Origin of the sequence: Mycobacterium hubeiense (genome assembly GCF_002838065.1) — a bacterium.
GTDB classification, from domain to species: Bacteria; Actinomycetota; Actinomycetes; order Mycobacteriales; family Mycobacteriaceae; genus Mycobacterium; species Mycobacterium hubeiense.
Window position 1 is genome coordinate 106,306 of sequence record NZ_PIZU01000009.1, and the last position, 24,955, is coordinate 131,260.

The following is a 24,955-nucleotide window of genomic DNA, read 5'->3' on the forward strand; positions in this document are numbered from 1 at the left end:
ACAGGCTTGCCAGCACGGCGGCGTCGTGTATAGTCGAACATATGTTCGATCTGGAGGGGTTGGTGGCGGTGGATCCGCATGCCGACCAGGCTGCGTTGGTGGCCCGGATCGATGCGTTGGAGCGGGTGAAGTCGGCGGCGGCGGCCGGTCAGGCCCGCGCCACGGCATTGCTGGACGAGCAGCGTCACGCCGAGGAGGCCGCGGCCGGGGTGCCGAAGGCTCAGCAGGGCCGCGGTGTCGCCAGTGAGGTGGCGTTGGCGCGACGAGATTCCCCGGCGCGCGGCAATCGGCATCTCGGGTTTGCCAAGGCGTTGGTGCACGAGATGCCCCACACCCTGGCGGCGTTGGAGTGTGGGGCGCTCTCGGAGTGGCGCGCCACCCTGATCGTGCGGGAATCGGCGTGTCTGAGCGTGGCGGATCGGCGGGCGTTGGACGCCGAGATGTGCGCGGACCTGTCGAAGCTGGAGGGTAAGGGGGATAAGCGGATTGCCGCGGCGGCCAAGGAGATCGCGTGTCGGCTTGATGCCCAGGCGGTGGTGGAGCGGGCGGCCAAGGCCGAGGCCGATCGGCGTGTCACCATCCGTCCCGCGCCGGATGCCATGGTCTATGTGACCGCGCTGCTGCCGGTAGCTAAAGGCGTCGGCGTGTACGCGGCGCTTAAACGGGCCGCCGATACCACTTTCGATGAGCGCTCTCGGGGTCAGGTGATGGCCGACACGCTCGTGGAGCGGGTGACCGGGCGGGCCGCGGAGACACCGGAGCCCGTGGCGGTCAACCTGGTGCTGACCGATCAGACCCTGCTGGCAGGTGATAACACCCCGGCGAACGTGGAGGGGTACGGCCCGATTCCCGCCGAGGTGGCTCGCAACCTGGTCGGTGATGCGGCGGCTGATGAGCGGTCCAAAGCCACCTTGCGCCGGCTGTATGCCCATCCGCGTTCGGGGGCGTTGGTGGCGATGGAATCGCGGTCGCGGTTGTTCCCGAAAGGGCTGGCCCGCTTTATCGGGGTGCGGGATCAAAGCTGTCGCACACCGTATTGTGATGCGCCGATTCGGCATCGTGATCACGCCACACCCCGTAACCGGGGCGGGCCGACCAGCGCGGCCAATGGGCTCGGGGAGTGTGAGCGCTGTAACTACGTCAAGGAAACACCGGGCTGGCGAGTCCGTGCGGGTGCGGACGAGAACGGCACTCACACCGCCGAATTCGTGACCCCCACCGGGGCGACGTATCGGTCGACGGCGCCGCCACTGCCCGGCGCGCCACTGGTCACCATCAGCGAAGTCGAACTCAAAATCGGCATCGCCCTCACCGAACTGCACGCCGCCTAAACGGGGCGGTAGCGACGCTCGGGTCGGCCGGCGCCGTACTGGAGGCGTAGCTCCAATGCGCCGGTGCTGAGGTAGTGCTCGAGATAGCGACGGGCGCTGACCCGCGAAATGCCAACAAGCTCAGCGCATTCTGCGGCGGATACCTCGCCCGCGTCGCGTACGGCGGCCAGCACGAGGCGGCCGGTCTCGGCGCCCAGGCCTTTGGGCAGGGTCTGCGACGAGGCCGCGGCAGCGCCGCCGAAGAGCGAGTCGACCAACGACTGGTCCACCCCGGCCGCGGATTCCAGTGCATCGGCCCGCGCCGCGAAGGCCTCCAGTTTGGCGCGCAGATGCGGGAACTCGAACGGCTTGATCAGATAGTCGGCCGCGCCGCCGTCCAGCGCCCCGCTCACCGTGTCCAGCTCGCGCGCCGCGGTGATCATGATGACACCGACGCGATCACCCTCGGATCGCAGTCGCTGCAACACTTCCAGGCCCGTCATGTCGGGCAGGTACACGTCGAGCAAGATCAGGTCCGGTCGCAATTCTCGTGCGGCCGACAGCGCCTCGCCGCCCGTGCGCGCCACGCCGACGACGCGGAAACCGTCGACCTGCTCGACGAAGCGGCGGTGAATCTCGGCGACCATGAAATCGTCGTCGACCACCAGCACGTCACGCATGGGCGGCCCGATTCACCATCGCCGCCACCGGCAGTCGCACCACGAACAACGCTCCGCCGGTCGGACCGTCGCTGATCTCGACGCTGCCCCCATGCTGGGCGGTCACCAGTCGCACCAAGGCCAGGCCAATCCCGCGTCCGCCGGGCACGTCCGGCTTGGACGTCACACCCCGCGCAAAGACCGCCTCCCGCAGATGCTCTGGAACTCCCGGCCCCGAGTCCGCGACCGAGATCAGCAGCCCGTCGGCGTCATTCATTCGCACCACCACCCGCGCCGGCGATGAACCCACCGACACGTCCACCGCGTTGTCGATGAGGTTGCCCAGCACGGTGATCACATCGGTGGCCAGCGCGGGATCCAACGGCGCCAGATGCGAATCGGACGCAATCTCCAGTGTCACACCGCTTTCCGCGGCCAGCGACGTTTTGGCGATCAACAGCGCAGCCACCGCCGGGTCCGAGATGTGCTGCGTCACCGCATCGCTGATCTCCGCACGGCGCCGCGTCAGTGTGCCCACCAGATCGCGCACCGCGTCGAACTCGCCCAGTTGCACCAGACCCGAGATGGTGTGCAGCTGATTGGCGAACTCATGCGTCTGCGCCCGCAGCGTGTCCGTCACGCTCTTGTGCGACGAGAGCTGCCCCTGCAGCGCGGCCAGCTCGGTGCTGTCGCGCATCGTGGTCACCGTGCCGATCCGCTGGCCCTGGCTGGTCGCGGCGCGCCGATTCAGCGCTAAAACTCTTGTGCGGGTGGCGATCACGACATCGCGGCCGTCCTCGCCCGACAGCAGGAAGTCGACAATCGCGGGGTCCAGGCCGATCTCGGTCACCCGACGCCCCACCGCGGAGCCGTCCACGCCCAACAACTCCTGCGCACTGTCGTTGAGCACCGTGACGACACCCTCGTTGTTCACCCCGACTACACCCTCGCGGATGCTGTGCAGCAATGCTTCTCGGTGATCGGCCAAGCTGGCGATCTCGCTGATCTCCAATCCCCGGGTGTGCCTCTTGATGCGACGCGACAGCAGCCACGAGGTCACCATTCCCAGCACCGCGCCGAGTCCCAGGTACACCAGCAGCCGTTCACCCGCGCCGGACAGCAGCTCCCACACCGACGGATACCCCTCGCTCACCGAGACGATCGCCAGCACGTCGCCGTTTGTCGAAAGAATCGGCACCTGCCCGACCAGGCTGTGCACGCCGTCGATATCGCGGTCGCCGAACCACGCCCGTCCCTCATCGGCGCGGCTGGGGCCCAGATCCACCTGGCCCCCGATCCGCGACGGGTCAGACGACGCCCGCACTATGCCGCCCGGATCGATGATCTCGGCCAGCCGCGCGCCCGACAACGCCACTGCGCGGTCCACCTCGGGCGCAAGTAACTGCGCGGCGAACGGGTCGGCGTAGCGCTCACGCACGATCGGCGTCGACGCCACGTTCTCGGCCACGGCGATCATCCGCTGGCCGCGAACGTCGCGGAATTCCCGTGTCGACTGCGCCACCGACACCGCCGCGACCGCGAGCAGCACCACCGCCACGACCAGCAGCTGGAATACCAGAAACTGGCCGGCCAGGCTACGGCCCCGCAGCACGCGAAGCGCCGATGCCCATGAACTCAATGACCAATACTTCCTTTGCGTCCGAATCAGTGACCTGAGTCACTACCAGGGTCCAGTATTGCTGAGCATCACATATCAGCGATTGGGGACCGACATGTCGAGACGACTGTGTGCGGGGGTCATAGTGGCGCTGATCGCGGCGCTGCTGTTGACGTCGTGCGGTGTCACCCGCGGCGAGGAATCGCGCGGTCTGCACCGGCTGCGCATGATGGTGCCGAACAGCCCGGGCGGCGGCTATGACCTCACGGCGCGCACCGCGGTGAAGATCATGGAAGACACCGACATTACGGGGCGCATCGAGGTCTTCAATGTGATCGGCGCGGGCGGCACCGTCGCGATGGCCCGGCTGATGAACGAACGAGGCAACAACGACCTCATGATGATGATGGGGCTCGGCGTGGTCGGGGCGACGTACACCAACGGCTCGGATGCGCGCGCATCGGACGCCACGGCACTGGCCCGCATGGTCGAGGAGCAGGAAGGCATTCTCGTTCCGGGGGATTCGCCGTTCGACTCGATCCAGGAGCTGGTCACCGCCTGGAAGGCCGATCCTGCCGCAATCAGCATCGGCGGTGGCTCGTCACCCGGCGGGCCTGATCACCTGTTCCCGATGGAAACCGCGCGGGCCGTCGGCATCGACCCGCGCAAAGTCAACTACGTCACCTACGACGGTGGCGGTGATCTGCTGACGGCGTTGCTGGGCAAGAAGATCGCCGCGGGCACCACGGGTCTCGGCGAATTCGTCGACCAGATCGAGGCCGGGCAGGTGCGGGTACTCGCCGTGTCGGGCAAGGAGCGGGTCGAGGGCGTTGACGCACCTACTCTCACCGAAGCCGGCATCAACCTCACCTTCACCAACTGGCGCGGAATCCTCGCCCCGCCAGGCATTTCCGATACCGCCAAGCAGGCGATGGTCAAAGCTCTGGAAGAGCTTCACGCCACACAGCAATGGAAGGAGGCGCTGGTGCAGAACGGATGGAGCGATGCGTTCGCGACCGGTGCGGAGTTCGAGCAGTTTCTCAAGGAGCAGGACTACCGGGTGTCCTCCACACTGACCGAATTGGGGCTGATGTGACGACAGAAACGGAAAAACAAACACCGCAACAACGTTCGGTCGACAAGGCGCAGTACATCGTCTGTGCGGTGCTCGTTGCCGTCGGCGCTTTCCTGATCTACGACGCGCTGACGCTCGAAGCCGGGTTCGCCAAGGTCGATCCCGTCGGGCCCAAGTTCTTCCCGATCGCCATCGGCATCATCCTCATCGTCTTGGCGGTCATCCTCGCCGTCGCCATTCCGCGCGGTTCGGTCGGCGAGGCCGACGCCGGGGAGGACGTTGACCCCAACACACCAGGGGACTGGCGCACCGTGGGACTGCTTGTCGGGCTGTTCATCGCGGTGATCCTGCTGGTGAATCCTCTCGGCTGGGTGATCACCAGCACCCTGTTATTTGCAGGCGCCGCAACGATTCTCGGCAACCGGCACTACGTGCGCAACCTTGTGATCGGAGCGGTGCTCGCACTGGTCAGCTTCTACGCGTTCTACTCCGGGCTCGGGATCCCGCTGCCCGCAGGCATTCTGGACGGGATCCTCTGACATGGAAAACCTCGACTGGTTGATTCAGGGTTTCGAGCAGGCGGCCACGCCGATGAACCTGCTCTATGCGGTGATCGGTGTGCTGCTCGGCACCGCGGTGGGTGTGCTGCCCGGCATCGGCCCGGCCATGACGGTGGCCCTGCTGCTGCCCGTGACCTACAACGTCAGCCCCAGCGCCGCGTTCATCATGTTCGCCGGCATCTTCTACGGCGGCATGTACGGCGGGTCGACGACGTCGATCCTGCTCAACACGCCGGGGGAGTCGTCGTCGGTCATCACCGCCATCGAAGGCAACAAGATGGCCAAGGCGGGCCGCGCGGCCCAGGCGCTTGCCACCGCGGCGATCGGATCGTTCGTCGCCGGCGTCATCGGCACCGCGCTGCTGGCCGCGTTCGCGCCGCCCATCTCGCGGTTCGCGGTCACCCTCGGCGCCCCGTCCTACCTGGCGATCATGCTGTTCGCCCTGGTGGCGGTGACGGCGGTGCTCGGCGCGTCGAAGCTGCGCGGCGCCATCTCGCTGTTCCTCGGCCTGGGAATCGGAATCGTCGGCATCGACTTCCTCACCGGCCAGCCACGCGCGACCTTCGGCATCCCGCAGCTGTCCGACGGCATCGACATCGTGGTGATCGCGGTGGCGATCTTCGCCGTCGGCGAGGCGCTATGGGTCGCCGCGCACCTGCGACGGCGCCCGGCCGAGGTCATCCCGGTCGGCCGGCCGTGGATGGGCCGCCGAGACTGGCAGCGGTCGTGGAAGCCGTGGCTGCGCGGTACTGCGTACGGGTTCCCGTTCGGCGCGCTTCCGGCCGGTGGCGCCGAACTGCCGACGTTCCTGTCCTACATCACCGAGAAGAAGCTGACCAAGCATCCCGAAGAGTTCGGCAAGGGCGCGATCGAAGGCGTCGCCGGGCCGGAGGCCGCCAACAATGCCTCCGCGGCGGGCACGTTGGTGCCGATGCTCTCACTCGGGTTGCCGACGAACGCCACCGCGGCAGTGATGCTGGCAGCCTTCGTATCATATGGAATTCAGCCCGGACCAACGCTTTTCGAGAAAGAGCCGCTGCTGATCTGGACGCTGATCGCCAGCCTGTTCATCGGCAACCTCTTGTTGCTGGTGATCAATCTGCCGTTGGCGCCGGTGTGGGCCAAGCTGCTGCGCACCCCGCGGCCCTACCTGTACGCCGGCATCTTGTTCTTCGCCACCCTCGGCGCGCTCGCGGTGAACGTGCAACCGCTCGACCTGGCGCTGCTGCTGATCCTCGGGCTGCTCGGCCTGATGATGAGACGGTTCGGGCTTCCGGTGCTGCCCTTGATCATCGGAGTCATTCTCGGCCCGCGGATCGAACGCCAGCTGCGGCAGAGCCTGCAGCTCGGCGGGGGAGACTGGACCAGTCTGTTCACCGAGCCCGTCGCGATCATCACCTACGTGTTGATGGTGATCCTGCTGCTGATGCCGTTGGTGCTGCGGCTGATGAACCGCAGCGAGGAGACCCTGCTGATCGTCGAGGACGACACCGACCAGAAAGCGAAGGCAGCGCAGGCATGACGATCGTCGTGGGATACAGCGCGGACAAATACGGCAGGGCGGCGCTCGATCACGCCATCGACGAGGCGCGACTGCGAAACACCAACCTGTTGGTCATCAACGCGACGTCAGGTGAGTCCTACGCCGACCCGCGATTCGCCCGCTCCGTCGAGGTGCACGACATCGAAAAGCAGCTTGCCGACTCCGGCCTCGACTACGAACTGACCCAGCCCGTCGGGGTGGACACCGCGGAGGAACTGCTCAACGCGATGGAGCGTGACGACGCCGAACTACTGGTCATCGGCATCCGCCATCGCAGCCCCGTGGGCAAGCTGCTGCTGGGCAGCGTCTCCCAGCGGCTGCTGTTGGAATGCCCCAAACCCATACTCGCGGTCAAGCCGGCCGAGTGAGGTAGCTCATAGCCCAGTTTTCCTGCCGCTAACACAAGCGGAAAGAAACCGGAACAGAGCCCAGACACTCTGGCGCCATGGTGGTGCCCGGCGACAAGGGCACGTTGACACGTTCGGCGTGCTCGTACTGCGGCGTGGGCTGTGGCGTGCAGATCCGCACCACCGCCGACCCCGGCACGGGCCTACCGGTAATCGCCAGGGTGACCGGAGACACGTTGCATCCCGCGAACTTCGGGCGGCTGTGCACCAAGGGTGCGACACAGGCCGAGATGATGCGCGCCGACGACGACAGGCTGAAATCCGCGCTCGTGCGCTCGGCTCGCGACGAGGAGCTCGTGCCCGTACCGGTCGACGATGCGGTCGCCGAGGCCGGTCGGCGGCTGCGCGGGATCATCGACGAGCACGGCCCGGACGCTGTCGCCCTCTACGTATCCGGCCAGATGACGCTGGAGGCGCAGTACCTGGCGAACAAACTGGCCAAGGGGTTCATCCGGACCGTGCACATCGAGTCGAACTCGCGGCTGTGCATGGCCAGCGCCGGAACTGGATACAAGCAGTCCCTCGGCGCCGACGGGCCGCCCGGATCATATGCCGACTTCGACTGCGCCGACCTGTTTTTCGTGATCGGCTCGAACATGGCCGACTGTCACCCGATGCTGTATCTGCGTATGGCGGACCGGCTGAAGGCGGGCGCCAAACTCATCGTCGTCGACCCGCGGCGCACCACCACCGCCGAGAAGGCCGACCTGTTCTTGCAGATCAAGCCCGGCACCGACCTGGCGTTATTGAACGGCTTACTGCACCTGCTGGTCGAAAACGGCGATATCGACGCCGATTTCATCGCCGCGCACACCGAGGGCTGGGAAACCATGCCGGCGTTTCTGGCCGACCATCAACCGGCACGGGTTGCGGCCGTCACCGGCATACCCGAAGCCGACATCCGCACCGCCGCAAGGATGATCGCCGATGCGGGGGAGTGGATGAGCTGCTGGACCATGGGGCTCAACCAGAGCACCCACGGCACGTGGAACACCAACGCCATCTGCAATCTGCATTTGGCGACGGGCGCGATCTGCCGCCCGGGCAGCGGCCCGATGTCGCTGACCGGCCAGCCCAACGCGATGGGTGGCCGCGAGATGGGTTATATGGGACCGGGTTTGCCCGGCCAACGGTCGGTCACCTCCGCCGAAGACCGCGCGTTCGTGGAGCAACGGTGGGGATTGCCGGCGGGCAGCATCCGCTCCGACGTCGGGCCCGGCACCATCGAGATGTTCGAGAAGCTCGCTTGCGGTGACATCAAGGCATGCTGGATCATCTGCACCAATCCCGTTGCGACAGTGCCCAATCGCAAGTCGGTGATTACCGGTCTGGAGGCGGCCGAGCTTGTCATCACCCAGGACGCCTACCGGGCCACCGCGACCAACCATTACGCCGACATCGTGCTGCCCGCCGCGCTGTGGGCGGAATCCGAAGGCGTCATGGTCAATTCGGAGCGCAACGTGACGCTGTTGCAGCAGGCCGTCCCAGCGCTGGGCCAGGCGCGTCCGGACTGGCAGCTGATCTGCCAGGTCGCCGCCTACATGGGTTACGGCGCAGATTTTCAATATGATTCGACCGAGGACGTCTTCGACGAGATCCGTGGTTTCGCCAACCCGACCACCGGATATGACCTGCGCGGTGCCACCTACGAGCGGCTGCGCGAGGGTCCGGTGCAGTGGCCATGTCCGCCCGAGGACGAGTCGGACCGCCACCCCATCCGCTATGTCAACAAGGGTCGCTTAACCTTCCCGACGCCGTCGGGCCGTGCTGTGTTTCACGCTCGCCCCCACGTGGATCCGCAGGAGCTACCGGACGACGATTTCCCGTTGGTGCTCAACACCGGTCGGCTGCAGCACCAGTGGCACACCATGACCAAAACCGGCAAGGTGGACAAACTGACCAAGCTCGACAACGGTCCGTTCGTCGAGATCCACCCGGCCGACGCCGTCGCGCGAGGCATCACCGACGGCCAGCCCGTCGAACTGAGCTCGCGTCGTGGCCGCGCAGTCGTGCCCGCGGTGGCCACCGATCGGGTACCGCCCGGCAATTGCTTTGTGCCGTTTCACTGGAACGACGAACAGGGCGAATATCTCACCGTCAATGCGCTGACCAACGACGCCGTCGACGCCGAGTCACTGCAACCCGAACTCAAGGTGTGCGCGGTGAGCCTGCGCCCGGTCAAGTCGGTCGACAGGCCCACAGTGGATGAGCCGGCGGTGCAGACACCAAGCGGCAGTGGACCGTTGGTGTTGTGGGCCTCGCAGACCGGCACGGCCGAGGACTTCGCGGCGGCGGTGGCCGCGCGGCTGGGCGGCTCGCAACTGGTCAACATGAACGGCGTCCGGTTGACCGATCTCGCCGCGGCCCGCGAGGTGCTGGTGGTCACCAGCACGTTCGGCGATGGCGGGCCGCCGGACAACGGCGCCGACTTCTGGCACCGTCTCGACTCGCCCGACGCGCCGGCGCTGCACGGTGTGCGGTACGCGGTGCTCGGAATCGGTGACCGCGCCTACGACAACTTCTGCGGCCACGCCAAGGCGCTGGACCGGCGGTTGGCTGCTCTGGGCGCCACCAAGATGCTCGAGCGCGCCGAGTGCGAGGCCTACGACGACGAGCCGCTGCATCGATGGGCCGACGAAGTCAGCAGGCTGCTGAACACGTCGGAAGCGCGCCCCTCGGCCCGCGGCGGCGGTGCGGCCACGCTCACCCGGACCGTGGCGGAACCCTTCACGCGGGCCCAACCGATCCTGGCGCCGCTGACCCGCAACACCCTACTGAGCGCGCCGAGCTCGTCAAAAGAGGTGCGCCAGTTCGGCTTTGACATCTCCGAGTTCGACGTCACCTATTCGGCCGGCGATTCGCTCGGGGTGTACGCCACCAACGATCCCGCGCTGGTGGCGGCGTGGCTGGCCGCGACCGGACTGCGCGGCGAGCAGATCGTTGCGGTCGACGGCGTCGAACAGACGCTGCGCGACGCGCTGCTGTCGCGTTACGACATTCGCCGCGTCACCCCGAACCTGCTGCAGTTCGTCGCGGAGAACAGCCGCGATGCGGGGCCGTTGCGGACGCCCAAGGACAAGCTCGACACGTGGCTGGCGGGCCGCGACGGGCTGGACATCGTCTCGCAGTTCGCGGTGCACGCCGACGTCGAGCAGTGGCAGCAGGTGCTGGTGCGGTTGACCCCGCGGCAGTACTCGATCTCGTCGAGCCCTCTGGTGAGCCCGCGCGAGGTGCAGCTGACGGTGTCGGTGGTGCGCTACGACAACGGCGCTCGCGGCGGGGTTTGCTCCACATACCTGGCCGACCGGGCGGGCGCCGCGCGGGTGCCGGTGTTTCTGCAGCGCTCGCCGCATTTCCGCCCGCCGCAGGACGCGGCCACGCCGATGATCATGGTGGGCCCCGGCACCGGGATCGCCCCGTTCCGCGGGTTCCTGCAGGAACGCAGGGCGTTGGGCCACACCGGGCGCAACTGGCTGTTCTTCGGCGACCGGCATCGTGCCGAGCACTTCTACTACCGCGACGATCTCGACGACATGGTGCGCGACGGCTTTCTCACCAGGCTGGACCTGGCATTCTCCCGCGACCAGGCAGACCGCGTGTACGTGCAGCACAAGATGCTCGAGCACGGCGCCGAGGTGTGGCGCTGGCTCGAGGACGGCGCGCATTTCTATGTGTGTGGTGACGCCGACCGGATGGCCAAGGACGTTGACGCCGCGCTCACGACGATCATCCGTCGCCACGGCGGACGCTCCGATGAAGCGGCGCACGACTACAAGCGGGAACTGGTGGCGGAGAAGCGCTATGTCCGCGACGTGTACTAACGCTGGAATTATTGGCTGCGACTGCAGCGATGCAATGTCCGCTTAGCAAGCGCTAACCGAGCGCCTTCCCACTGCGTAGCCTGCGGACACAATCGCGGAGGCACATTTTCACGCCGCTCCGCCCTCGGGCGCTGCATTGGCCTTGACGGTGTTGAGAATCGTGACGATGTTGTCGACGTCGGCCTCGGGAAACACATCGTCGGGTCCGGTCGGGGCATGGTCGGTGTAGGGAGATTCGTAGAGGCGAACTGGTTCGACGACGCCGTTGGCGGTCAGTTCGGTGACGATCAGTTCGATGAACCGTATCTGGTCCGCGGTAAAGCGGCTGCCGTCCAGGTAACTGCCGAACGCTTCGACCGCAGCTTCGCGGTCCAGTCCGACAAGCGACCGTACGAATAGACCCAGCCCGTGTGATTGTTCCTTGGCGAGTTCGATATCGGCTTGCTCGCCTGTACCGCTCTCGATGAGCATGCGTTCCAAAGCCGCGAGGTCGTCCGGTGTGAGGGGCTTGTTGCGGCGGAGGCGCTGTAGTGCGATGTCGTCTTGGTGCTGTTTGAGATACGCGGCAGCCTTGGCTTTGAAGCGTTCCCAATTGGTACCAGGGGTGATGCCGGGTAGGTCGACGAGTGTGGCTTCGCTGAGCTCATCGGCGAAGTCGGTATAGACAACGACCTTCTTCGCCTTCTCCAGAAATCGCAACAGGCCGCGGACCTTTCGGCGGGCCGACTCCAACATGGGCAGGGTGACGTCGACCCACCATTCGTCGGCGGCGAGTTCTTCGAGGAGAACCTGTTGCGCCGCAACGGAGGGGATCGCGGTTTGATTGAGCAAGCCCGAAGCGATGTTCTGGATCTGTTCACGCAGCCGCTCGGCTGCGATGGCGTCGCCCTCCAACTGGGCCAGTTGGCGCCGCAGGATGAGCATGTCGAATCGTTTGGCGTCTTCGTCGTCGTCCTTGTGCGCCGACGGCAGTCCGGCGAGGTGTTCGGCCACGTCGCCGGCAGCTTCCGGAGTAAGCGACGACCACGCCGGCCATTGCGCGTATTCCTCGATGAGCCTTCGGTGGGGTCGGACGAGGAAGTTGTCGAGATTCATGCCGACGACGGTGCGGTGCAAGGACCATGCAATGTCGACGCGCAGGCCGCGTTCGGTCTCGGTGCCATGCCCCTCGGGTGGATCGGGTTCCTTGGGCGGTTGTGCATGATCGAGGGCGGTGATGAGACCAAGGCGGGTTTCGAAAAGCCGTTGGTTCAGGGACTTTTGAAGCGAGCCTTCTGAACTCGGCAGGTCCTGGCTGAAGAATTCGAGGTTGCCGCAGAAGTCGAAGACGTAGAAGTTCTGTTTGTCTTGGCCGGGGCCGAACAGGTCGGGCCGCAGTCGGGTGCCGCGGCCGATCATCTGCCAGAACTTGGTCTTGGAGCGGACTAGTTTGAAGAACACAAGGTTGACGACCTCGGGGACGTCGATGCCGGTGTCCAGCATGTCGACCGAGATCGCGATGTGTGGTGGCTTCTCGGCGACGGAGAAGTCGTCGATCAGTGACTGCGCGTAGCTCATGCCGTGGGTAATGACGCGTGCGAAATGTCCGGCGTAGTGGGGATATTGGATGTCGAAGCGGCGGGCAATGAACTCGGCGTGATCTTTGTTCTTCGCAAAGATGATGGTCTTGCCGAGCCGATCGCCGGCGGCGACTCGATGGCCTTTGCTCATCAGTTCGGCGAGGACCTTGTCGACAGTGTCTTCGTTGAATAGGAACTTGTTGATTTCCTCGGAGGTCACCTCGTCGGGAGGATCGCCCTCACCCCAATCGAGGGCATCCCATTCGTCCTTCTCCTCCTCCGATAGATCGACGTATCGGATGCCTTGGCGCAGGAACTTGGTGCCGACGGAAATGCCAACCGCGGGCACGAGAAAGCCCTCTTGCACGGCGTCGTCGAGGCCGTAGGCGTCGGTGGGTACGCCGTCTTCGAGGTGGAAGAGCCGATAGGTGTTGTGGTCGACTTCGTCCTTCGGAGTGGCGGTGAGTCCGACGAGCAGGGAGTCGAACCATTCGAAGATGGCGCGATACTTCTGGTATACCGACCGATGTGCTTCGTCGATGACGACGAGATCAAAGTAGCCGGGGCCGAATTTCCTTATGCCCGAATCAGTGTCGTTGATGAGGTTCATCATCGTGGGATAGGTGCTGACGTACACTCGGCCGTCGGTGATCTTCTCGGTCACGAGGTTCACGGTGGTGGCGTCTGGCAGGTGGGTCTTAAAGGCGTTGGTGGCCTGGGTGACCAGAGCGGTGCGGTCGGCGAGGAACAGCACGCGCTTGACCCAGTTGGCCTCCATCAGCTGTTTGACGAGGGCGATGATCGTGCGGGTTTTCCCGGCACCGGTTGCCATCACAAGCAACGCTTCGCGCTGCTTGCCGGTAAATGCGTCATCGATGGCGCGGATAGCGCGGTGCTGATAGTGGCGCTCGACGATGTTCGAGTCGATCGGTGCCTCGGTGAGCGGTTGGCGGGTCTGGCGGCGCTGGATCATCAGCTCCAGCTCGTCGCGGGTATAGAAGCCTTGGACGTCGCGCGGGGGATAGCCGCCGGCGTCGTCCCAGATCCAGTGCTCATAACCGTTGGTGTAGAAGATGACTGGGCGACGACCAGTCATCTGCTCCAGGCAGTCGGCGTAGAGCTTGGCTTGTTGTTGGCCTACCTGCGGGCTCTTGGAGGTGCGTTTGGCTTCGACGATGGCGAGGGGAAGGCCGTCCTCGCCCCACAACACGTAGTCGACGAAACCTGTGCCGTCGGCGGTGGGCATGCCGGTGACGGGGTACTCGCGGTCTCTGGTTTCAGTCAGTGGCCAGCCAGCTTCAGCGAGCAGGACGTCGATGAATGTGTCACGCGTCGCGGCCTCGTCGTAGTCGCGGTCGTCGGGTTGCTTGTTGGCTGCTTGGGCCTGTTTGACGGCTTCGCGCAGGGCGGCGATCTCGGCGGCCTGCGCATTGGCGAGTTCGTCCTTCTCGGCGAGGGCTTTGGCGTGGGCTTCGTCCTGGGCGGCGAATTTGGCAGCTAGCCGGACGACTTCCTGGCGAGTGAGGGGAGCGGCCTTCGCGGCAAGTCTAGGGTCGAAGGCCGACTTCATCGGAACGGCTTGGGGATTGGTCGAATGGTGGAAGGCGGCCCACAGCATCACGTGGTGAAGTTCGCGAAGTGCATGGAGCGCGGCCTGCGGGGGTATGGGCCGTGCGTCGTGGACAGCCGTGTTGCCGAGCTTGCGGATGAGATTCAGCTTGGTGACGATGCCGACGCCGACTATGGACTTGAACTTTGTGTCGTTGATCTTCGCAGCCAAGTCGTCCTTGTACGGAATCGGCAGGGCCAGAACGTCATACAGGTAGTCGACGAGGATTTCGACGGTGCGTCGACTGTAAAAGCAAGCAGAGCGTGGATCGTTGGTGGCATAGCTCTCTGCACGCGCGCAGTCGGCATGCATCTCCGGCCAGTCGACAGACTGGAGGAAGGCGAAGTTGGACATGCCGACTACCTCACAGTTGACCTGAAAAGGCGCGCGATTGGAGTGAGGCGAAGAGTTCGCGGAGTTCGGACAACTTCTCACCGGCCACAACACTGAGACGTTGTATGCGCTGGACACGGCTGGTGAATGCCTGCTGTGAGCTTTCGGACGGCACAAACAGCTCGACATCGGCGATGCGACCCGCAGATATCAGGGGTTGACCGGATTGACTGGCGTAGGCGTTGAGGGCCGCCATACGCAGCGCTTGTGAAAGGTATTCGGGCATCATGCCGGCAGGCATTTCGCTCACCCAAAGTGCATTATCCGTTACCCATGATGGGCCATCAGTAAGATGGACTGCCCCGCAGTACGCACCGACTCTACCTACCACGACCTTGGGCGTCTCGAACATGGCTTCCGCATGGTAGCCGTTGATGCCATTTCCGCCGTATACAGCGATCGGACCGGGTACCTGCTTAGTGGCAGGCAAGAACTGCCCGCTTTTCAGCTTAAGTGACTCGCCAATCGTAGTGAGATGTCCCGACTTTCGATCGGACCCTCTCGGGCCAAACATCTGCAGATAGACGGCTCGCGTTAACGCAAGGATGCAGGTCACCACAGTTGTCTGCTTCAGGCGCAGTCCGTCTGCTCTGTCAAGGATCGCGGCAATGCGGCGCTGCTCATCGAGGTTAGGTAGTGGAACCTTCCACTTCGACAACGCGTCGCGACCAAGGTGATGTATCCCTACCCCTCGCGATCCTCGGGCGAACGCGCCGCTTGACGCCTGATGCAGAAGGAAGTGCAGCAGATACTTCGAGTCCACTCTTGGAGTTGGACGGACCCTCAGGAGTGTGTTCTGGAACGCGCAATCTGCGATCTCGCCTGCCCACAGCGCGGGCTTGCCAACTTCACGCGGGGAGCCGGAAGCCTCGTTTAGGAGAATGTCCCCTGGCTCAAGACGAAACACTTTCATCTCGGCTTCGGTGAAGTTCATCCTCTTTACATCATCGAGGATGAGACCATTCCATCCGACATTTGCCGCACGAAGGTAATTGTGCATCGAGGGACCGTTGTGGTTCTTAGGCGACCGCTGACGTCCCAGTTTCACTTCAGCGATCTCCGCCAGAGGCACGGTCTTCACGACAGCATCGCCTTCAATTCCGCCAGCCCGGCAGCAATCTCGCCCTCCAACTTCTCGATCTCTATGATGATCTCCAGCGGGGGCCGGTGCTCCACTTCGTCGTGGGCGATCTCTCTATAGCGGTTCAGCGACAGGTCATAGCCCTGCGCGACGATGTCGTCTTTGGGCACGCAGAACGACTGCTCGGTGCGCTCTCGACCCCGCTCCGCGCCATCGCGGTCCTTCCAACGCGCCAGCGCATCAGGTAAGTCATTGGACTCAACGGGATTTCGCTTGTCGTCGAGCGAGAACCCGTCAGCCGTAACGTCGTAAAACCACACGCTGTCGGTGCCGCCGGAATTGGTCTTTGTGAAGAGTAGGATCGCCGTCGAAACACCCGCATACGGTCGGAATACACCCGACGGCAACTTCACCAGACCTTCCAGCTTCTGATCCTCTACCAGAATGCGCCGAAGGTCCTTGTGCGCCTTTGACGATCCGAATAGGACGCCCTCCGGCACGATCACGGCCGCGCGGCCGCCTGGTTTCAGCAGCTTAAGAAACAGTGCAACAAACAGCAGTTCGGTCTTCTTGGTCTTGACGACTCGCTGCAGATCCTTGGACGTCGACTCGTAGTCAAGCGACCCTGCGAACGGGGGATTGGCCAGGATCAGGGTGTACTTCTCGGTGTCTTCGCTGGCGCCCTCCGATAGCGAGTCCCGGTAACGAATGTCTGGTGCCTCGATACCGTGCATCAACATATTCATGCTCGCGATGCGCAGCATGGTCGAATCGAAGTCGTATCCGTGAAACATGCTGGCGTGGAAGTGCTTTCGCTGAGCAGCATCGGTCAGTACCGACGGGTGCCGCTCACGCACGTACTCCGACGCAGCCACGAGGAATCCTGCGGTGCCGCAAGCGGGGTCGCATATCTCGTCGGACGGCTGCGGCGCCGTCATGTCGACCATCAGCTTGATGATGTGCCGCGGCGTTCGGAACTGTCCGTTCTGACCCGCGGTGGCGATCTTGGACAACATGTACTCGTAGAGATCGCCGTTGGTGTCGCGGTCGGCCATCGGGATCTCGTCAAGCAGGTCAACGACCCTAGACAGCAGCTGTGGGGTTGGGATGGTGAAGCGAGCATCTTTCATGTGTTCGCCGTACGTCGATCCATCGCCGCCGAGCGTCCGCAAGAACGGAAACACCTTCTCTCCGACGGTCGCGAACATCACCGCCGGCTCCTCGTTCTTGAAGCGTGACCACCGCAGGTCCTGCTGATCGGTTCCGAATCGAAGGTCCGGTGACGGACCGCCATGTCGCGCTTTGCGCTCAGCCAGGGTCTCCAGATCGTCGAGGCGACGAATGAACAGCAAGTAGGTGATCTGCTCGATGACCTCCAGTGGATTGGAGATGCCGCCCGACCAGAACGCGTCCCAAACCCGGTCGATTTTGCTCTTCAACTCGCCGGTGATCACGGCGTGCCCCTAACTACTCGTGCTGAACTGAACCGAACTGTATATACGACGACACCGACACAGGGAGCCGAAACGCGGCATCAACCCCCATGCGGGTGTGATACTCGCGGGCGTTGAGTGCCGACCCGTCAACACACTCCATCGCCTCGGACACTTCAGCGAGCGCCGGCGTCATCTATCGACCACTACCGCGGCCTGGCGAGACTCCACAGGCTCGACTGCGAAAGTGCTGCCCTATGGTGGCCAAGTGCGCCGGATGCCGTCGGTCGATACGGCGTAGCACGCGGCGCCGCTGATCCGGGCCCTGCGGTAAATCTGCGCTTGAGCAGCATGAAACCGCCTAACCATCTCGGCGATCTGCAACTGCTGGTTGTCCAGATAGAACATCGGCGCGTCGAATTCCACCAGCGGCCGCCGTTCGGCCTCCTTCCCGCGGATGCGGCCGTCCTTGTGCAACGGGAACCATCCACGTTGCAGCCCGAAGCGCATCCACACCTCGTCGTCAGTCTTCTGAGCATCGTCCGGGAAGAAGTCGACGATTCGATGAATCAACCACCCTCGTTCGATCAGCCCGGCGGCAACGTGCTTGCCGAGGCTCCTGTCGAGGAAGAACTCAGGCGGCTTGTTTGAGTCCAACGCGGCAGATTTCTTCCACCTCCGCAGTGCTTAGCCCGTACTCGTCGGCGACGACGGACATCGGCTCGCCGGCCGCCCACAGATCCAGCACCGCGCGGATAGGAACTTTGTTCCGTTCTAGTACCGGGTCACCCCACGCGAAGCGCGGGTCGACGATCACGTTTGCGGCCTCCCCGAAACTCGGGAGCCTCAGCCGTGCCGCGTACTCACTCTCGTCATCCCAGGTGATGTATCGCAGGTAATTGCCGACAACATCGCGAATGAGCTGTTGGTGGTCACCGACGCGGGCGTACACGCCGTCGTTGTGCTCGATGAAGATGTCGATGCCGTCGGTGGCGATGCGTTTACTCGCTAGCGCGAAGTCGGTGCCGAACACGTCACGGACGTCGGTCACCGTGTCGGCGATCTGCCGCTTGGTGAAGTTCAGTTCATTTCGTAGCGCGCGCAGCACGAATGCTTCGACGAGCGCGGCGAATGGTACGGATGCGCCTCCGCGATGATCGACGGGCACGTGGTGCACGAGTGGGACTCCGCCGCGCGACCCAACTCGAAGCCAGTCGTAGACCGTCGATCGCGGAATCTTCAGAAATAGGGACACTTCGCGCGGCGTGAACAGCGGGTCTTTGAAGATGTCGACTGTCATCGCGCCACCGCCCTTCCGCTATACGTAAGTCTGCATCTCCCGGCCGAAAGTATGCCTCAGGCCACCCACAACGATGCGGGAACGTAATTAGCGTGAAGCCGTGAGGTGCATCTGATGACATAACTGAGAAAGCGCGGCCGATGTGTGTCAGTGGTGTGTCCGAGGGGGGACTTGAACCCCCACGCCCGTTAATAGGGCACTAGCACCTCAAGCTAGCGCGTCTGCCATTCCGCCACTCGGACCTGTTCTGGGCAGCTAAGGCTATCGGATCAGGATGCCCGGACCCAAACCCGACAGCCACCTCAATGGTACGAATGGTGGCGTGAGTGCACCCCCGCACGCCGCCGGCGAGGTGGTCGATCTCGTCAGCGCGCTGATCCGGTTCGACACGTCCAACACCGGTGACCCCGAGACCACCAAAGGCGAGGAAGAGTGCGCCCGCTGGGTGGCCGACCAGCTGGAGCAGGTGGGCTACGAAACCGAGTACATCGAGGCCGGCGGGCCCGGCCGGGGCAACGTGTTCGCCCGGCTGCCCGGCGCCGACCCTACGCGCGGTGCGCTGATGATCCACGGGCACCTCGACGTAGTGCCCGCCGAGCCCGCGGACTGGAGCGTGCATCCGTTCTCCGGCGCGGTCAAGGACGGCTACGTGTGGGGCCGCGGCGCGGTCGACATGAAGGACATGGTCGGGATGATGATCGCCGTCGCCCGGCACTTCAAACGCGCCGGCATCGTCCCGCCGCGGGATCTGGTTTTCGCGTTCGTCTCCGATGAGGAGCACGGCGGCACCTACGGCGCCCAGTGGCTCGTCGACAACCGGCCCGACCTGTTCGACGGCGTCACCGAGGCGATCGGGGAGGTCGGCGGATTCTCACTGACGGTGCCGCGCCGCGACGGTGGCGAGCGTCGGCTGTACCTGATCGAAACCGCTGAGAAGGGGCTGTCCTGGATGCGGCTGTCGGCGCGGGGTCGCGCCGGCCACGGCTCGATGGTGCACGACGACAACGCGGTGACGGCGGTCGCCGAGGCGGTCGCGCGGTTGGGCCGCCACCAGTTCCCGCTGGTGCTGTCCGAAACGGTGCAACAGTTCCTCACCGCGGTCGGCGAGGAAACCGGGTACACCTTCGATGTGGACTCCCCGGATCTGGAAGGGGCGATCGCCAAACTGGGTCCGATCGCACGCATCGTGTCGGCCACCCTGCGTGACACCGCCAACCCGACCATGTTCAAGGCCGGCTATAAGGCCAACGTCATCCCGGCGACCGCGCAGGCGGTGGTGGACTGCCGGGTGCTGCCCGGCCGCAAGGAAGCGTTCGAGCGTGAGGTCGACGAGCTGATCGGACCCGATGTCACCCGCACCTGGGAGCGTGACCTCCCGTCGTACGAGACGACGTTCGACGGCGACCTCGTCGCTCAGATGAATGCGTCGCTATTGGCGGTGGACCCCGATGCCCGCACCGTGCCGTATATGTTGTCGGGCGGCACGGACGCCAAGGCGTTCGCACGCTTGGGGATTCGCTGCTTCGGGTTCATCCCGCTGCGGCTGCCACCCGAGCTGGACTTCGCGGCGCTGTTCCACGGCGTCGACGAGCGTGTTCCCGTCGACGCGCTCGAGTTCGGCACCCAGGTTCTGGAGCACTTTCTCACCCACTGCTGACCGATTCGAAAGGAAACCATGGCATTTCCCTACAACCCCTACGAGTTCCTGCCCAAGCTGCCGACATTCACCCTCACCTCGGAGTCGGTGACCGACGGGCAACCACTGTCCAAGGACCAGGTCAGCGGGATCATGGGCGCGGGCGGTTCGGATATCTCGCCTCAGCTGAGTTGGACCGGCTTCCCCGAGCAGACCCGCAGCTTCGCGGTCACGGTGTATGACCCCGACGCGCCGACGGCATCCGGCTTCTGGCACTGGGCCGTCGCCAACCTTCCCGCGACGGTCACGGAACTGCCGGCCGGTATCGGTGACGGCAGCGAATTACCCGGCGATGCACTGACTTTGGCCAACGACGCGGGCCTGAAGCGCTACATCGGGGCCGCGCCGCCGCCCGGTCATGGCCCGCACCGCTACTTCATCGCCGTGCACGCCGTCGACGTGGAAAAGCTGGAGATCCCGGGCGACGCCACACCGGCCTACCTGGGCTTCAATCTGTTCCAGCACGCGATCGCCCGGGCCCTCATCCACGGCACCTACGAGCAGAAGACCTAACCGCGGACGGCCGAACCGACCGCGTCGGCCACCGAGGCGAACCCGCCGTCGTGCAGGCGGCGGGCCAGGCCGTCGTGAATGTGTTTGGCCCACAAGCCGCCGCCGTAGACGAAACCGGTGTAGCCCTGCAGCAGTGAGGCGCCGGAGATGATGCGCTCCCACGCGTCGTCGGCGGTTTCAATGCCGCCCACACTGATCAGCACCAGCCGGTCACCGACGCGGCGGTACAGCCGCCGCAGCACCTCGACGGACCGTTGCGCCACCGGCGGTCCGGAGATCCCGCCCGGCCCGAGCTCGTCGACGCCGGCCGTGGCCAGCCCGGAGCGCGACACCGTGGTGTTGGTGGCGACGATGCCGGCCAAGCCCAATTCGACTGCGAGGTCGGCGATCTCGTCGACATCCGGGTCGGAGAGGTCGGGTGCGATCTTCACCAGCACCGGTGTGGTGGTGGCCGCCTTGACCGCCGCGAGGATCGGCCGCAGCGAGGCGACGGCCTGCAGGTCGCGCAAGCCGGGCGTGTTCGGCGAGCTGACGTTGACCACCAGGAAATCCGCGAGCGGGCCCACCAGCCGGGCACTTTCGACGTAATCGTCGACAGCGTGCTCCGGCGGGGTGGTCTTCGTCTTGCCGATGTTCACCCCGACGGGTACGTCGGGTTTGTAGCGGGCCAGCCGCATCGCGAGCTCGCCGGCGCCACGATTGTTGAATCCCATCCGGTTGAGCAGGCCGCGATCGTCGGGCAGCCGGAACATGCGCGGCGGCGGGTTGCCGGGCTGGGCCGCCGCGGTGACGGTGCCGATCTCGGCGTACCCGAAGCCCAGCGCGCCCCAGGTCTTGAGACCGCGGCCGTCCTTGTCGAAGCCCGCCGCCAGGCCCAGCGGTCCGGGAAACCGCACCCCGAACACCGTGGTGGTCAACACCGGATCGTGCGGCGCCAGCCAGCGCGCCAGCAAGCGGCGCAGCAACGCGGGCGCGGTGACCATGCGCAGCAGCGCGAACACCCAGGTGTGAATGCGTTCGGGGGCGATGAGAAACAGCACCCGCCGCAGCGCGCGGTACATCGCTACAACCCGGGCTGATCCGCGAACCGGTCTGCGGGGGTTTTCTTGCGCCGCAACAACACCCGACGGCTGCCGTCGGTGTACGCCCGCACCCGGGTGAGCTCCCAGCCGCGATACTCTGCCTCGATGGAGAGCCGGGTGGAGGCGCTGATGCGGGTCACGTCGGGCGGCAGCCGCAGCGGTATCCACTCGTATTCGTCGGAGAGATCCTGCTCCCAACCCTTCGGCATCCGCCCGCGGTGCAACGCCGTCATCGCGGCTGGACCGCCGCATTGGGAATCACCTGCACGCCCGCTCCCGAACCCGACACCACATACAGCGTGCCAGATGATTCGTCGAAGGCCAGGGAGTTGGGTTGCTGCACGGTCCGATATCGCACCTTCTCGACGGGTATGCCAGTGGCCAGATCGTAACCAATCACGGTGTTGCTGGCGGTCTGCGACACCCAGGCCAGCTCTGAGGATCCCGCCAGCCCGTACGGGGCGTCGTGCACCGGATAGCGCTGCCGCAGGATCAGCGGGTCGGTGCCGAACACCAACAGCCCATTGCCGCGGGTATCGGCGACGAGCACCCGCCCCGCCGCATCGGCCGCCATCGTGGTGGCTCCATCGCCGGCGCGCAGCGCTTGTTCGGCGCCGGCGCCGCTAGCATCAAGAGCGGTCACCGATGTCTGGCCACGGTCCAGCACGACGGTGGTATTGCCTTGGGTGACAAGGGCATCCACTCGGGCGAACAGCTTCAGCTGGGCACCCACGGTGCGTTCGGAGTTCAGCGTGTAGACGGCGCCGTCGGCACTGCCGAGCACGAGCTTGCCGTCGGCGCGACGGGCGATCGCGGTGAAATCCGTCGCCTGCTGTCCCTCGACGTCGACCCGCGTCACGGCGCCGTCAGCGACGGACAACCGGAAGTAGCCGCCGCGGCCGGCCAGGTATACCTGCCCGGCGCCGTCACCGGTCATTGCGGTGGCGGTGGCCGGCAGTAGCACCGGACGAGGCGGGCCCGCTGCGGGTAACAGAGTCACTACCGAGGCGCCGTCGCTAGGGCTGAGCGCCACCAGCGCGCCGGTTGCCGTGTCGAACAGTGCGGATTGCACCGCGGCGTCCAGCGGCCGGACGGTCCCTGCGGGTGTGGTGGTGGCCGGCGGCGAGACCGCCGCCTGGGCCGGCGCGATGGTCGGAGGCGGCGCGTCCACCGGGTCAGACGAACAACCGGCCACGGCGAACATTGCCAGCACTACGACACCGGTGCGAACTACCTGGACCGGGCGGTTTAGATGTCTCGGCAAGGGGTAGCTCTCGGTTGTGTCGAAGCGATGCGAACGGTTGATCCGACAGTGTAGGCAAGACGGGCGGCACGAATTGTCCATGTCCCGTCCACACCGCGGCAATACCGGAGGTATGGTGCCAGCATGACCCTCGCCTCAGACCGGGATCTGGGTAGGCAAGAGTTTGCTATCGAGGACATCTCCACTGGTGTTCACGCCAGTGGGTTTGGCCAAGTCGGGGATGGCCGGAGTTTTTCCTTCCATATCGAACGCCAGCAGTTGGTCGTCGAGGTATACCGACCGCGGCTGTCTGGTCCTGTCCCGCACGCCGAAGATGTCGTGGCGCTCGCCACCCGGAAATTGACCGACATCGATCTGACCGACGAGCGCAGCCTGTCGGCGGCGGTGCGCGACGCGGTGGCCGGCGCGCAGCCGGTGTCACGCTGAGCCTCTGAGCCCACGGTACGGTCGTCGGCGTGGTTGACGCGCCGGCGATGTCATGGCTGCAAGTGGTCGTCTTGGCGGTACTACAGGGGCTCACCGAATTTCTGCCGGTGTCGTCGTCGGGTCACCTGGCGATAGCGTCCCGGCTGTTTTTCGACGACGATGCGGGCGCGTCATTCACCGCGGTGACCCAGCTCGGCACCGAACTGGCCGTGCTGCTGTACTTCGCCCGTGACATCGGTCGCATCGTAAAAGCTTGGTTTTATGGGCTTTTCGACAGAGCGCGCCGAAACACCGACTATCGCCTGGGCTGGTACGTCATCATCGGCACCATTCCGATCGGGGTGTTCGGGTTGCTCTTCAAGGACGACATCCGCACCGGCGCACGCAATCTGTGGTTGATCGCGATCGCGCTGATCGGGTTTTCCGCCGTCATAGCCGCCGCCGAGTACTTCGGCCGCCAGAAACGCCACATCGACGAACTCACGTGGAAAGACAGCGTCACCGTCGGCCTGGCGCAGTGCCTGGCGCTGGTGCCCGGGGTCTCACGATCCGGCGCGACCATCAGCACCGGGTTGTTCCTGGGCCTGGACCGGGAGTTGGCGGCGCGGTTCGGCTTCCTGCTGGCGATTCCGGCGGTGTTCGCCTCGGGTCTGTTCTCGCTGCCCGACGCGTTCGATCCTGTCGGCGAGGGGATGAGCGCCAGCGGTCCGCAGCTGGCGGTGGCGACGCTGATCGCGTTCGTCATCGGCTTCGCCGCGGTCGCGTGGTTCCTGCGATTCCTGGTCCGCCACAGCATGTACTGGTTCGTCGGCTACCGAGTGTTGTTAGGTGTGGTGGTGCTGATCTTGTTGGCCACCGGGGTGGTGGCCGCCACATGACCGTCATACTGCTGCGCCACGGCCGCTCGACGTCCAACACCGCGATGACGTTGGCCGGGCGCACCGACGGCGTCGACCTCGACGACAAGGGCCGCGAACAGGCCCAGGCGCTGGTCGAGCGGCTCGGCGGGCTGCCGATCCGCGCGATCGTGCGTTCGCCGCTGCTGCGGTGCCGCAAAACGGTGGAGCCGTTGGCGCAGTCCCTGGGCCTGGACCCGCTCGTCGACGAGCGGATATCCGAAGTCGACTACGGCGCGTGGACCGGACGCAAGATCGCCGACCTGGTCAAAGAACCGCTGTGGTCGGTGGTGCAACAGCAACCCAGCGCCGCGGTGTTTCCCGACGGCGAAGGCCTGGCCCATGTGCAGGCGCGGGCGGTGGCCGCGGTGCGCGAGCACGATCGGCGGCTGGCCGAGCAGTACGACGGCGACGCGCTGTGGGTGGCGTGCACGCACGGCGACGTCATCAAGGCGGTGGTGGCCGACGCGCTGGGCACCCACCTGGACAGCTTCCAGCGCATCGTCGCCGATCCGGCGTCGATGAGCGTCATCCGCTACACCGCCACGCGTCCGTTCGTCATTCACGTCAACCACACCGGCGCGGCGCTGACTGCCGGCCTGGCGGCAAAACCCGCCAAGACCGACGGCCAGGCCGACGAGCTGCCGCCCGGAGACGCCGTGGTCGGCGGTTCCACCAACTGATCCGCCGCTGCGCGATTACGACAGAGG

Annotated in this window: 21 protein-coding genes and 1 tRNA gene; 11 read left to right on the top strand and 11 right to left on the bottom strand. The window is 65.2% G+C overall.

What is annotated here, in order from left to right; genetic code table 11:
- The first annotated feature begins 41 nt into the window (after positions 1–41).
- Entirely contained in the window at positions 42–1,331 is a 1,290-nt protein-coding gene (locus CWS39_RS09725; protein WP_102142707.1) for an HNH endonuclease, read from the top strand.
- Here CWS39_RS09725 and CWS39_RS09730 read toward each other — a convergent pair.
- Together CWS39_RS09730 and CWS39_RS09735 are read right to left on the bottom strand one after the other, a co-directional pair.
- Positions 1,328–1,990, bottom strand: coding sequence for a response regulator (locus CWS39_RS09730; RefSeq protein WP_102142708.1), 663 nt, complete (start codon positions 1,988–1,990; stop codon positions 1,328–1,330). The two genes, CWS39_RS09725 and CWS39_RS09730, sit on opposite strands and share 4 nt — an antisense overlap.
- Complete coding sequence (locus tag CWS39_RS09735; RefSeq protein ID WP_233213427.1) at positions 1,983–3,608, bottom strand: sensor histidine kinase; 1,626 nt, start codon at positions 3,606–3,608, stop codon at positions 1,983–1,985. The genes CWS39_RS09730 and CWS39_RS09735 overlap by 8 nt, the downstream gene beginning before the upstream one ends.
- 94 nt (positions 3,609–3,702) lie before the next feature.
- Here CWS39_RS09735 and CWS39_RS09740 point away from each other — a divergent pair, with 94 nt between their 5' ends.
- The 5 genes from CWS39_RS09740 to CWS39_RS09760 all read left to right on the top strand — a co-directional run bounded on the left by CWS39_RS09740 (position 3,703) and on the right by CWS39_RS09760 (position 10,993).
- Positions 3,703–4,683: a Bug family tripartite tricarboxylate transporter substrate binding protein gene (locus CWS39_RS09740; protein ID WP_102142710.1), complete on the top strand. Its 981-nt coding sequence runs from the start codon at positions 3,703–3,705 to the stop codon at positions 4,681–4,683.
- Positions 4,680–5,201 carry a tripartite tricarboxylate transporter TctB family protein gene (locus CWS39_RS09745; RefSeq protein WP_233213428.1) on the top strand — a complete coding sequence of 174 codons (522 nt, stop codon included), beginning with the start codon at positions 4,680–4,682 and terminating at the stop codon, positions 5,199–5,201. Before CWS39_RS09740 ends, CWS39_RS09745 begins: the two co-directional genes overlap by 4 nt.
- A gap of 1 nt (position 5,202) precedes the next feature.
- Positions 5,203–6,744: a tripartite tricarboxylate transporter permease gene (locus tag CWS39_RS09750; protein WP_102142711.1), complete on the top strand. Its 1,542-nt coding sequence runs from the start codon at positions 5,203–5,205 to the stop codon at positions 6,742–6,744.
- Positions 6,741–7,133 carry a universal stress protein gene (locus tag CWS39_RS09755; protein WP_102142712.1) on the top strand — a complete coding sequence of 131 codons (393 nt, stop codon included), beginning with the start codon at positions 6,741–6,743 and terminating at the stop codon, positions 7,131–7,133. Before CWS39_RS09750 ends, CWS39_RS09755 begins: the two co-directional genes overlap by 4 nt.
- A gap of 77 nt (positions 7,134–7,210) precedes the next feature.
- Positions 7,211–10,993, top strand: a complete 3,783-nt coding sequence (locus tag CWS39_RS09760) for a bifunctional nitrate reductase/sulfite reductase flavoprotein subunit alpha (protein WP_102142713.1) — start codon at positions 7,211–7,213, stop codon at positions 10,991–10,993.
- A 108-nt stretch (positions 10,994–11,101) separates the two neighbouring features.
- Here CWS39_RS09760 and CWS39_RS09765 read toward each other — a convergent pair whose 3' ends face one another.
- The 6 genes from CWS39_RS09765 to CWS39_RS09790 form a co-directional block, all read right to left on the bottom strand.
- Positions 11,102–14,515: a DEAD/DEAH box helicase family protein gene (locus CWS39_RS09765; protein ID WP_102142714.1), complete on the bottom strand. Its 3,414-nt coding sequence runs from the start codon at positions 14,513–14,515 to the stop codon at positions 11,102–11,104.
- 10 nt (positions 14,516–14,525) lie between these two features.
- Positions 14,526–15,635 carry a restriction endonuclease subunit S gene (locus tag CWS39_RS09770; RefSeq protein WP_102142715.1) on the bottom strand — a complete coding sequence of 370 codons (1,110 nt, stop codon included), beginning with the start codon at positions 15,633–15,635 and terminating at the stop codon, positions 14,526–14,528.
- The gene (locus CWS39_RS09775; protein ID WP_102142716.1) at positions 15,632–17,089 is read right to left on the bottom strand and encodes a type I restriction-modification system subunit M; all 1,458 of its coding nucleotides are present in this window, start codon (positions 17,087–17,089) and stop codon (positions 15,632–15,634) included. Before CWS39_RS09775 ends, CWS39_RS09770 begins: the two co-directional genes overlap by 4 nt.
- A gap of 234 nt (positions 17,090–17,323) precedes the next feature.
- Positions 17,324–17,725: a PIN-like domain-containing protein gene (locus CWS39_RS09780; protein WP_102142717.1), complete on the bottom strand. Its 402-nt coding sequence runs from the start codon at positions 17,723–17,725 to the stop codon at positions 17,324–17,326.
- On the bottom strand, positions 17,703–18,368 hold the full coding sequence (locus tag CWS39_RS09785) for a DUF433 domain-containing protein (protein WP_102142718.1): 666 nt from the start codon (positions 18,366–18,368) through the stop codon (positions 17,703–17,705). Before CWS39_RS09785 ends, CWS39_RS09780 begins: the two co-directional genes overlap by 23 nt.
- Positions 18,369–18,524: 156 nt before the next feature.
- A tRNA-Leu gene (locus tag CWS39_RS09790) sits at positions 18,525–18,610 on the bottom strand.
- A gap of 32 nt (positions 18,611–18,642) precedes the next feature.
- Between CWS39_RS09790 and CWS39_RS09795 the strand changes: the two genes are divergently transcribed.
- Complete coding sequence (locus CWS39_RS09795; RefSeq protein WP_431306104.1) at positions 18,643–20,025, top strand: M20/M25/M40 family metallo-hydrolase; 1,383 nt, start codon at positions 18,643–18,645, stop codon at positions 20,023–20,025.
- Positions 20,026–20,043: 18 nt separating this feature from the next.
- Complete coding sequence (locus CWS39_RS09800; RefSeq protein WP_102142720.1) at positions 20,044–20,577, top strand: YbhB/YbcL family Raf kinase inhibitor-like protein; 534 nt, start codon at positions 20,044–20,046, stop codon at positions 20,575–20,577.
- Here the strand turns inward: CWS39_RS09800 and CWS39_RS09805 are convergent.
- The 3 genes from CWS39_RS09805 to CWS39_RS09815 are packed head-to-tail and all read right to left on the bottom strand — an operon-like array spanning position 20,574 to position 22,923.
- Positions 20,574–21,638, bottom strand: coding sequence for a quinone-dependent dihydroorotate dehydrogenase (locus CWS39_RS09805; protein ID WP_102142721.1), 1,065 nt, complete (start codon positions 21,636–21,638; stop codon positions 20,574–20,576). The genes CWS39_RS09800 and CWS39_RS09805 overlap by 4 nt on opposite strands.
- A 2-nt stretch (positions 21,639–21,640) precedes the next feature.
- The gene (locus CWS39_RS09810; protein WP_102142722.1) at positions 21,641–21,892 is read right to left on the bottom strand and encodes a DUF5703 family protein; all 252 of its coding nucleotides are present in this window, start codon (positions 21,890–21,892) and stop codon (positions 21,641–21,643) included.
- On the bottom strand, positions 21,889–22,923 hold the full coding sequence (locus CWS39_RS09815; protein WP_431306105.1) for an NHL repeat-containing protein: 1,035 nt from the start codon (positions 22,921–22,923) through the stop codon (positions 21,889–21,891). The genes CWS39_RS09810 and CWS39_RS09815 overlap by 4 nt, the downstream gene beginning before the upstream one ends.
- 123 nt (positions 22,924–23,046) lie before the next feature.
- Between CWS39_RS09815 and CWS39_RS09820 the strand changes: the two genes are divergently transcribed.
- Genes CWS39_RS09820 through CWS39_RS09830 form a run of 3 tightly spaced genes read left to right on the top strand, consistent with a single transcriptional unit; the run spans position 23,047 to position 24,928 of the window.
- Positions 23,047–23,349, top strand: coding sequence for a hypothetical protein (locus tag CWS39_RS09820; RefSeq protein WP_102142724.1), 303 nt, complete (start codon positions 23,047–23,049; stop codon positions 23,347–23,349).
- A gap of 47 nt (positions 23,350–23,396) precedes the next feature.
- Entirely contained in the window at positions 23,397–24,227 is an 831-nt protein-coding gene (locus tag CWS39_RS09825) for an undecaprenyl-diphosphate phosphatase (protein WP_102142747.1), read from the top strand.
- Entirely contained in the window at positions 24,224–24,928 is a 705-nt protein-coding gene (locus tag CWS39_RS09830; protein WP_102142725.1) for a histidine phosphatase family protein, read from the top strand. The genes CWS39_RS09825 and CWS39_RS09830 overlap by 4 nt, the downstream gene beginning before the upstream one ends.
- Positions 24,929–24,955 lie beyond the last annotated feature (27 nt).

What these genes read in the sequence shown, in the direction of transcription:
- CWS39_RS09725 (WP_102142707.1), top strand. Translation starts at nt 42, where the DNA reads ATGTTCGATCTGGAGGGGTTGGTGGCGGTGGATCCGCATGCCGACCAG.
- CWS39_RS09730 (WP_102142708.1), bottom strand. Translation starts at nt 1,990, where the DNA reads ATGCGTGACGTGCTGGTGGTCGACGACGATTTCATGGTCGCCGAGATT.
- CWS39_RS09740 (WP_102142710.1), top strand. Translation starts at nt 3,703, where the DNA reads ATGTCGAGACGACTGTGTGCGGGGGTCATAGTGGCGCTGATCGCGGCG.
- CWS39_RS09750 (WP_102142711.1), top strand. Translation starts at nt 5,203, where the DNA reads ATGGAAAACCTCGACTGGTTGATTCAGGGTTTCGAGCAGGCGGCCACG.
- CWS39_RS09755 (WP_102142712.1), top strand. Translation starts at nt 6,741, where the DNA reads ATGACGATCGTCGTGGGATACAGCGCGGACAAATACGGCAGGGCGGCG.
- CWS39_RS09760 (WP_102142713.1), top strand. Translation starts at nt 7,211, where the DNA reads ATGGTGGTGCCCGGCGACAAGGGCACGTTGACACGTTCGGCGTGCTCG.
- CWS39_RS09765 (WP_102142714.1), bottom strand. Translation starts at nt 14,515, where the DNA reads ATGTCCAACTTCGCCTTCCTCCAGTCTGTCGACTGGCCGGAGATGCAT.
- CWS39_RS09785 (WP_102142718.1), bottom strand. Translation starts at nt 18,368, where the DNA reads ATGACAGTCGACATCTTCAAAGACCCGCTGTTCACGCCGCGCGAAGTG.
- CWS39_RS09795 (WP_431306104.1), top strand. Translation starts at nt 18,643, where the DNA reads ATGCCCGGACCCAAACCCGACAGCCACCTCAATGGTACGAATGGTGGC.
- CWS39_RS09800 (WP_102142720.1), top strand. Translation starts at nt 20,044, where the DNA reads ATGGCATTTCCCTACAACCCCTACGAGTTCCTGCCCAAGCTGCCGACA.
- CWS39_RS09805 (WP_102142721.1), bottom strand. Translation starts at nt 21,638, where the DNA reads ATGTACCGCGCGCTGCGGCGGGTGCTGTTTCTCATCGCCCCCGAACGC.
- CWS39_RS09810 (WP_102142722.1), bottom strand. Translation starts at nt 21,892, where the DNA reads ATGACGGCGTTGCACCGCGGGCGGATGCCGAAGGGTTGGGAGCAGGAT.
- CWS39_RS09820 (WP_102142724.1), top strand. Translation starts at nt 23,047, where the DNA reads ATGACCCTCGCCTCAGACCGGGATCTGGGTAGGCAAGAGTTTGCTATC.
- CWS39_RS09825 (WP_102142747.1), top strand. Translation starts at nt 23,397, where the DNA reads ATGTCATGGCTGCAAGTGGTCGTCTTGGCGGTACTACAGGGGCTCACC.
- CWS39_RS09830 (WP_102142725.1), top strand. Translation starts at nt 24,224, where the DNA reads ATGACCGTCATACTGCTGCGCCACGGCCGCTCGACGTCCAACACCGCG.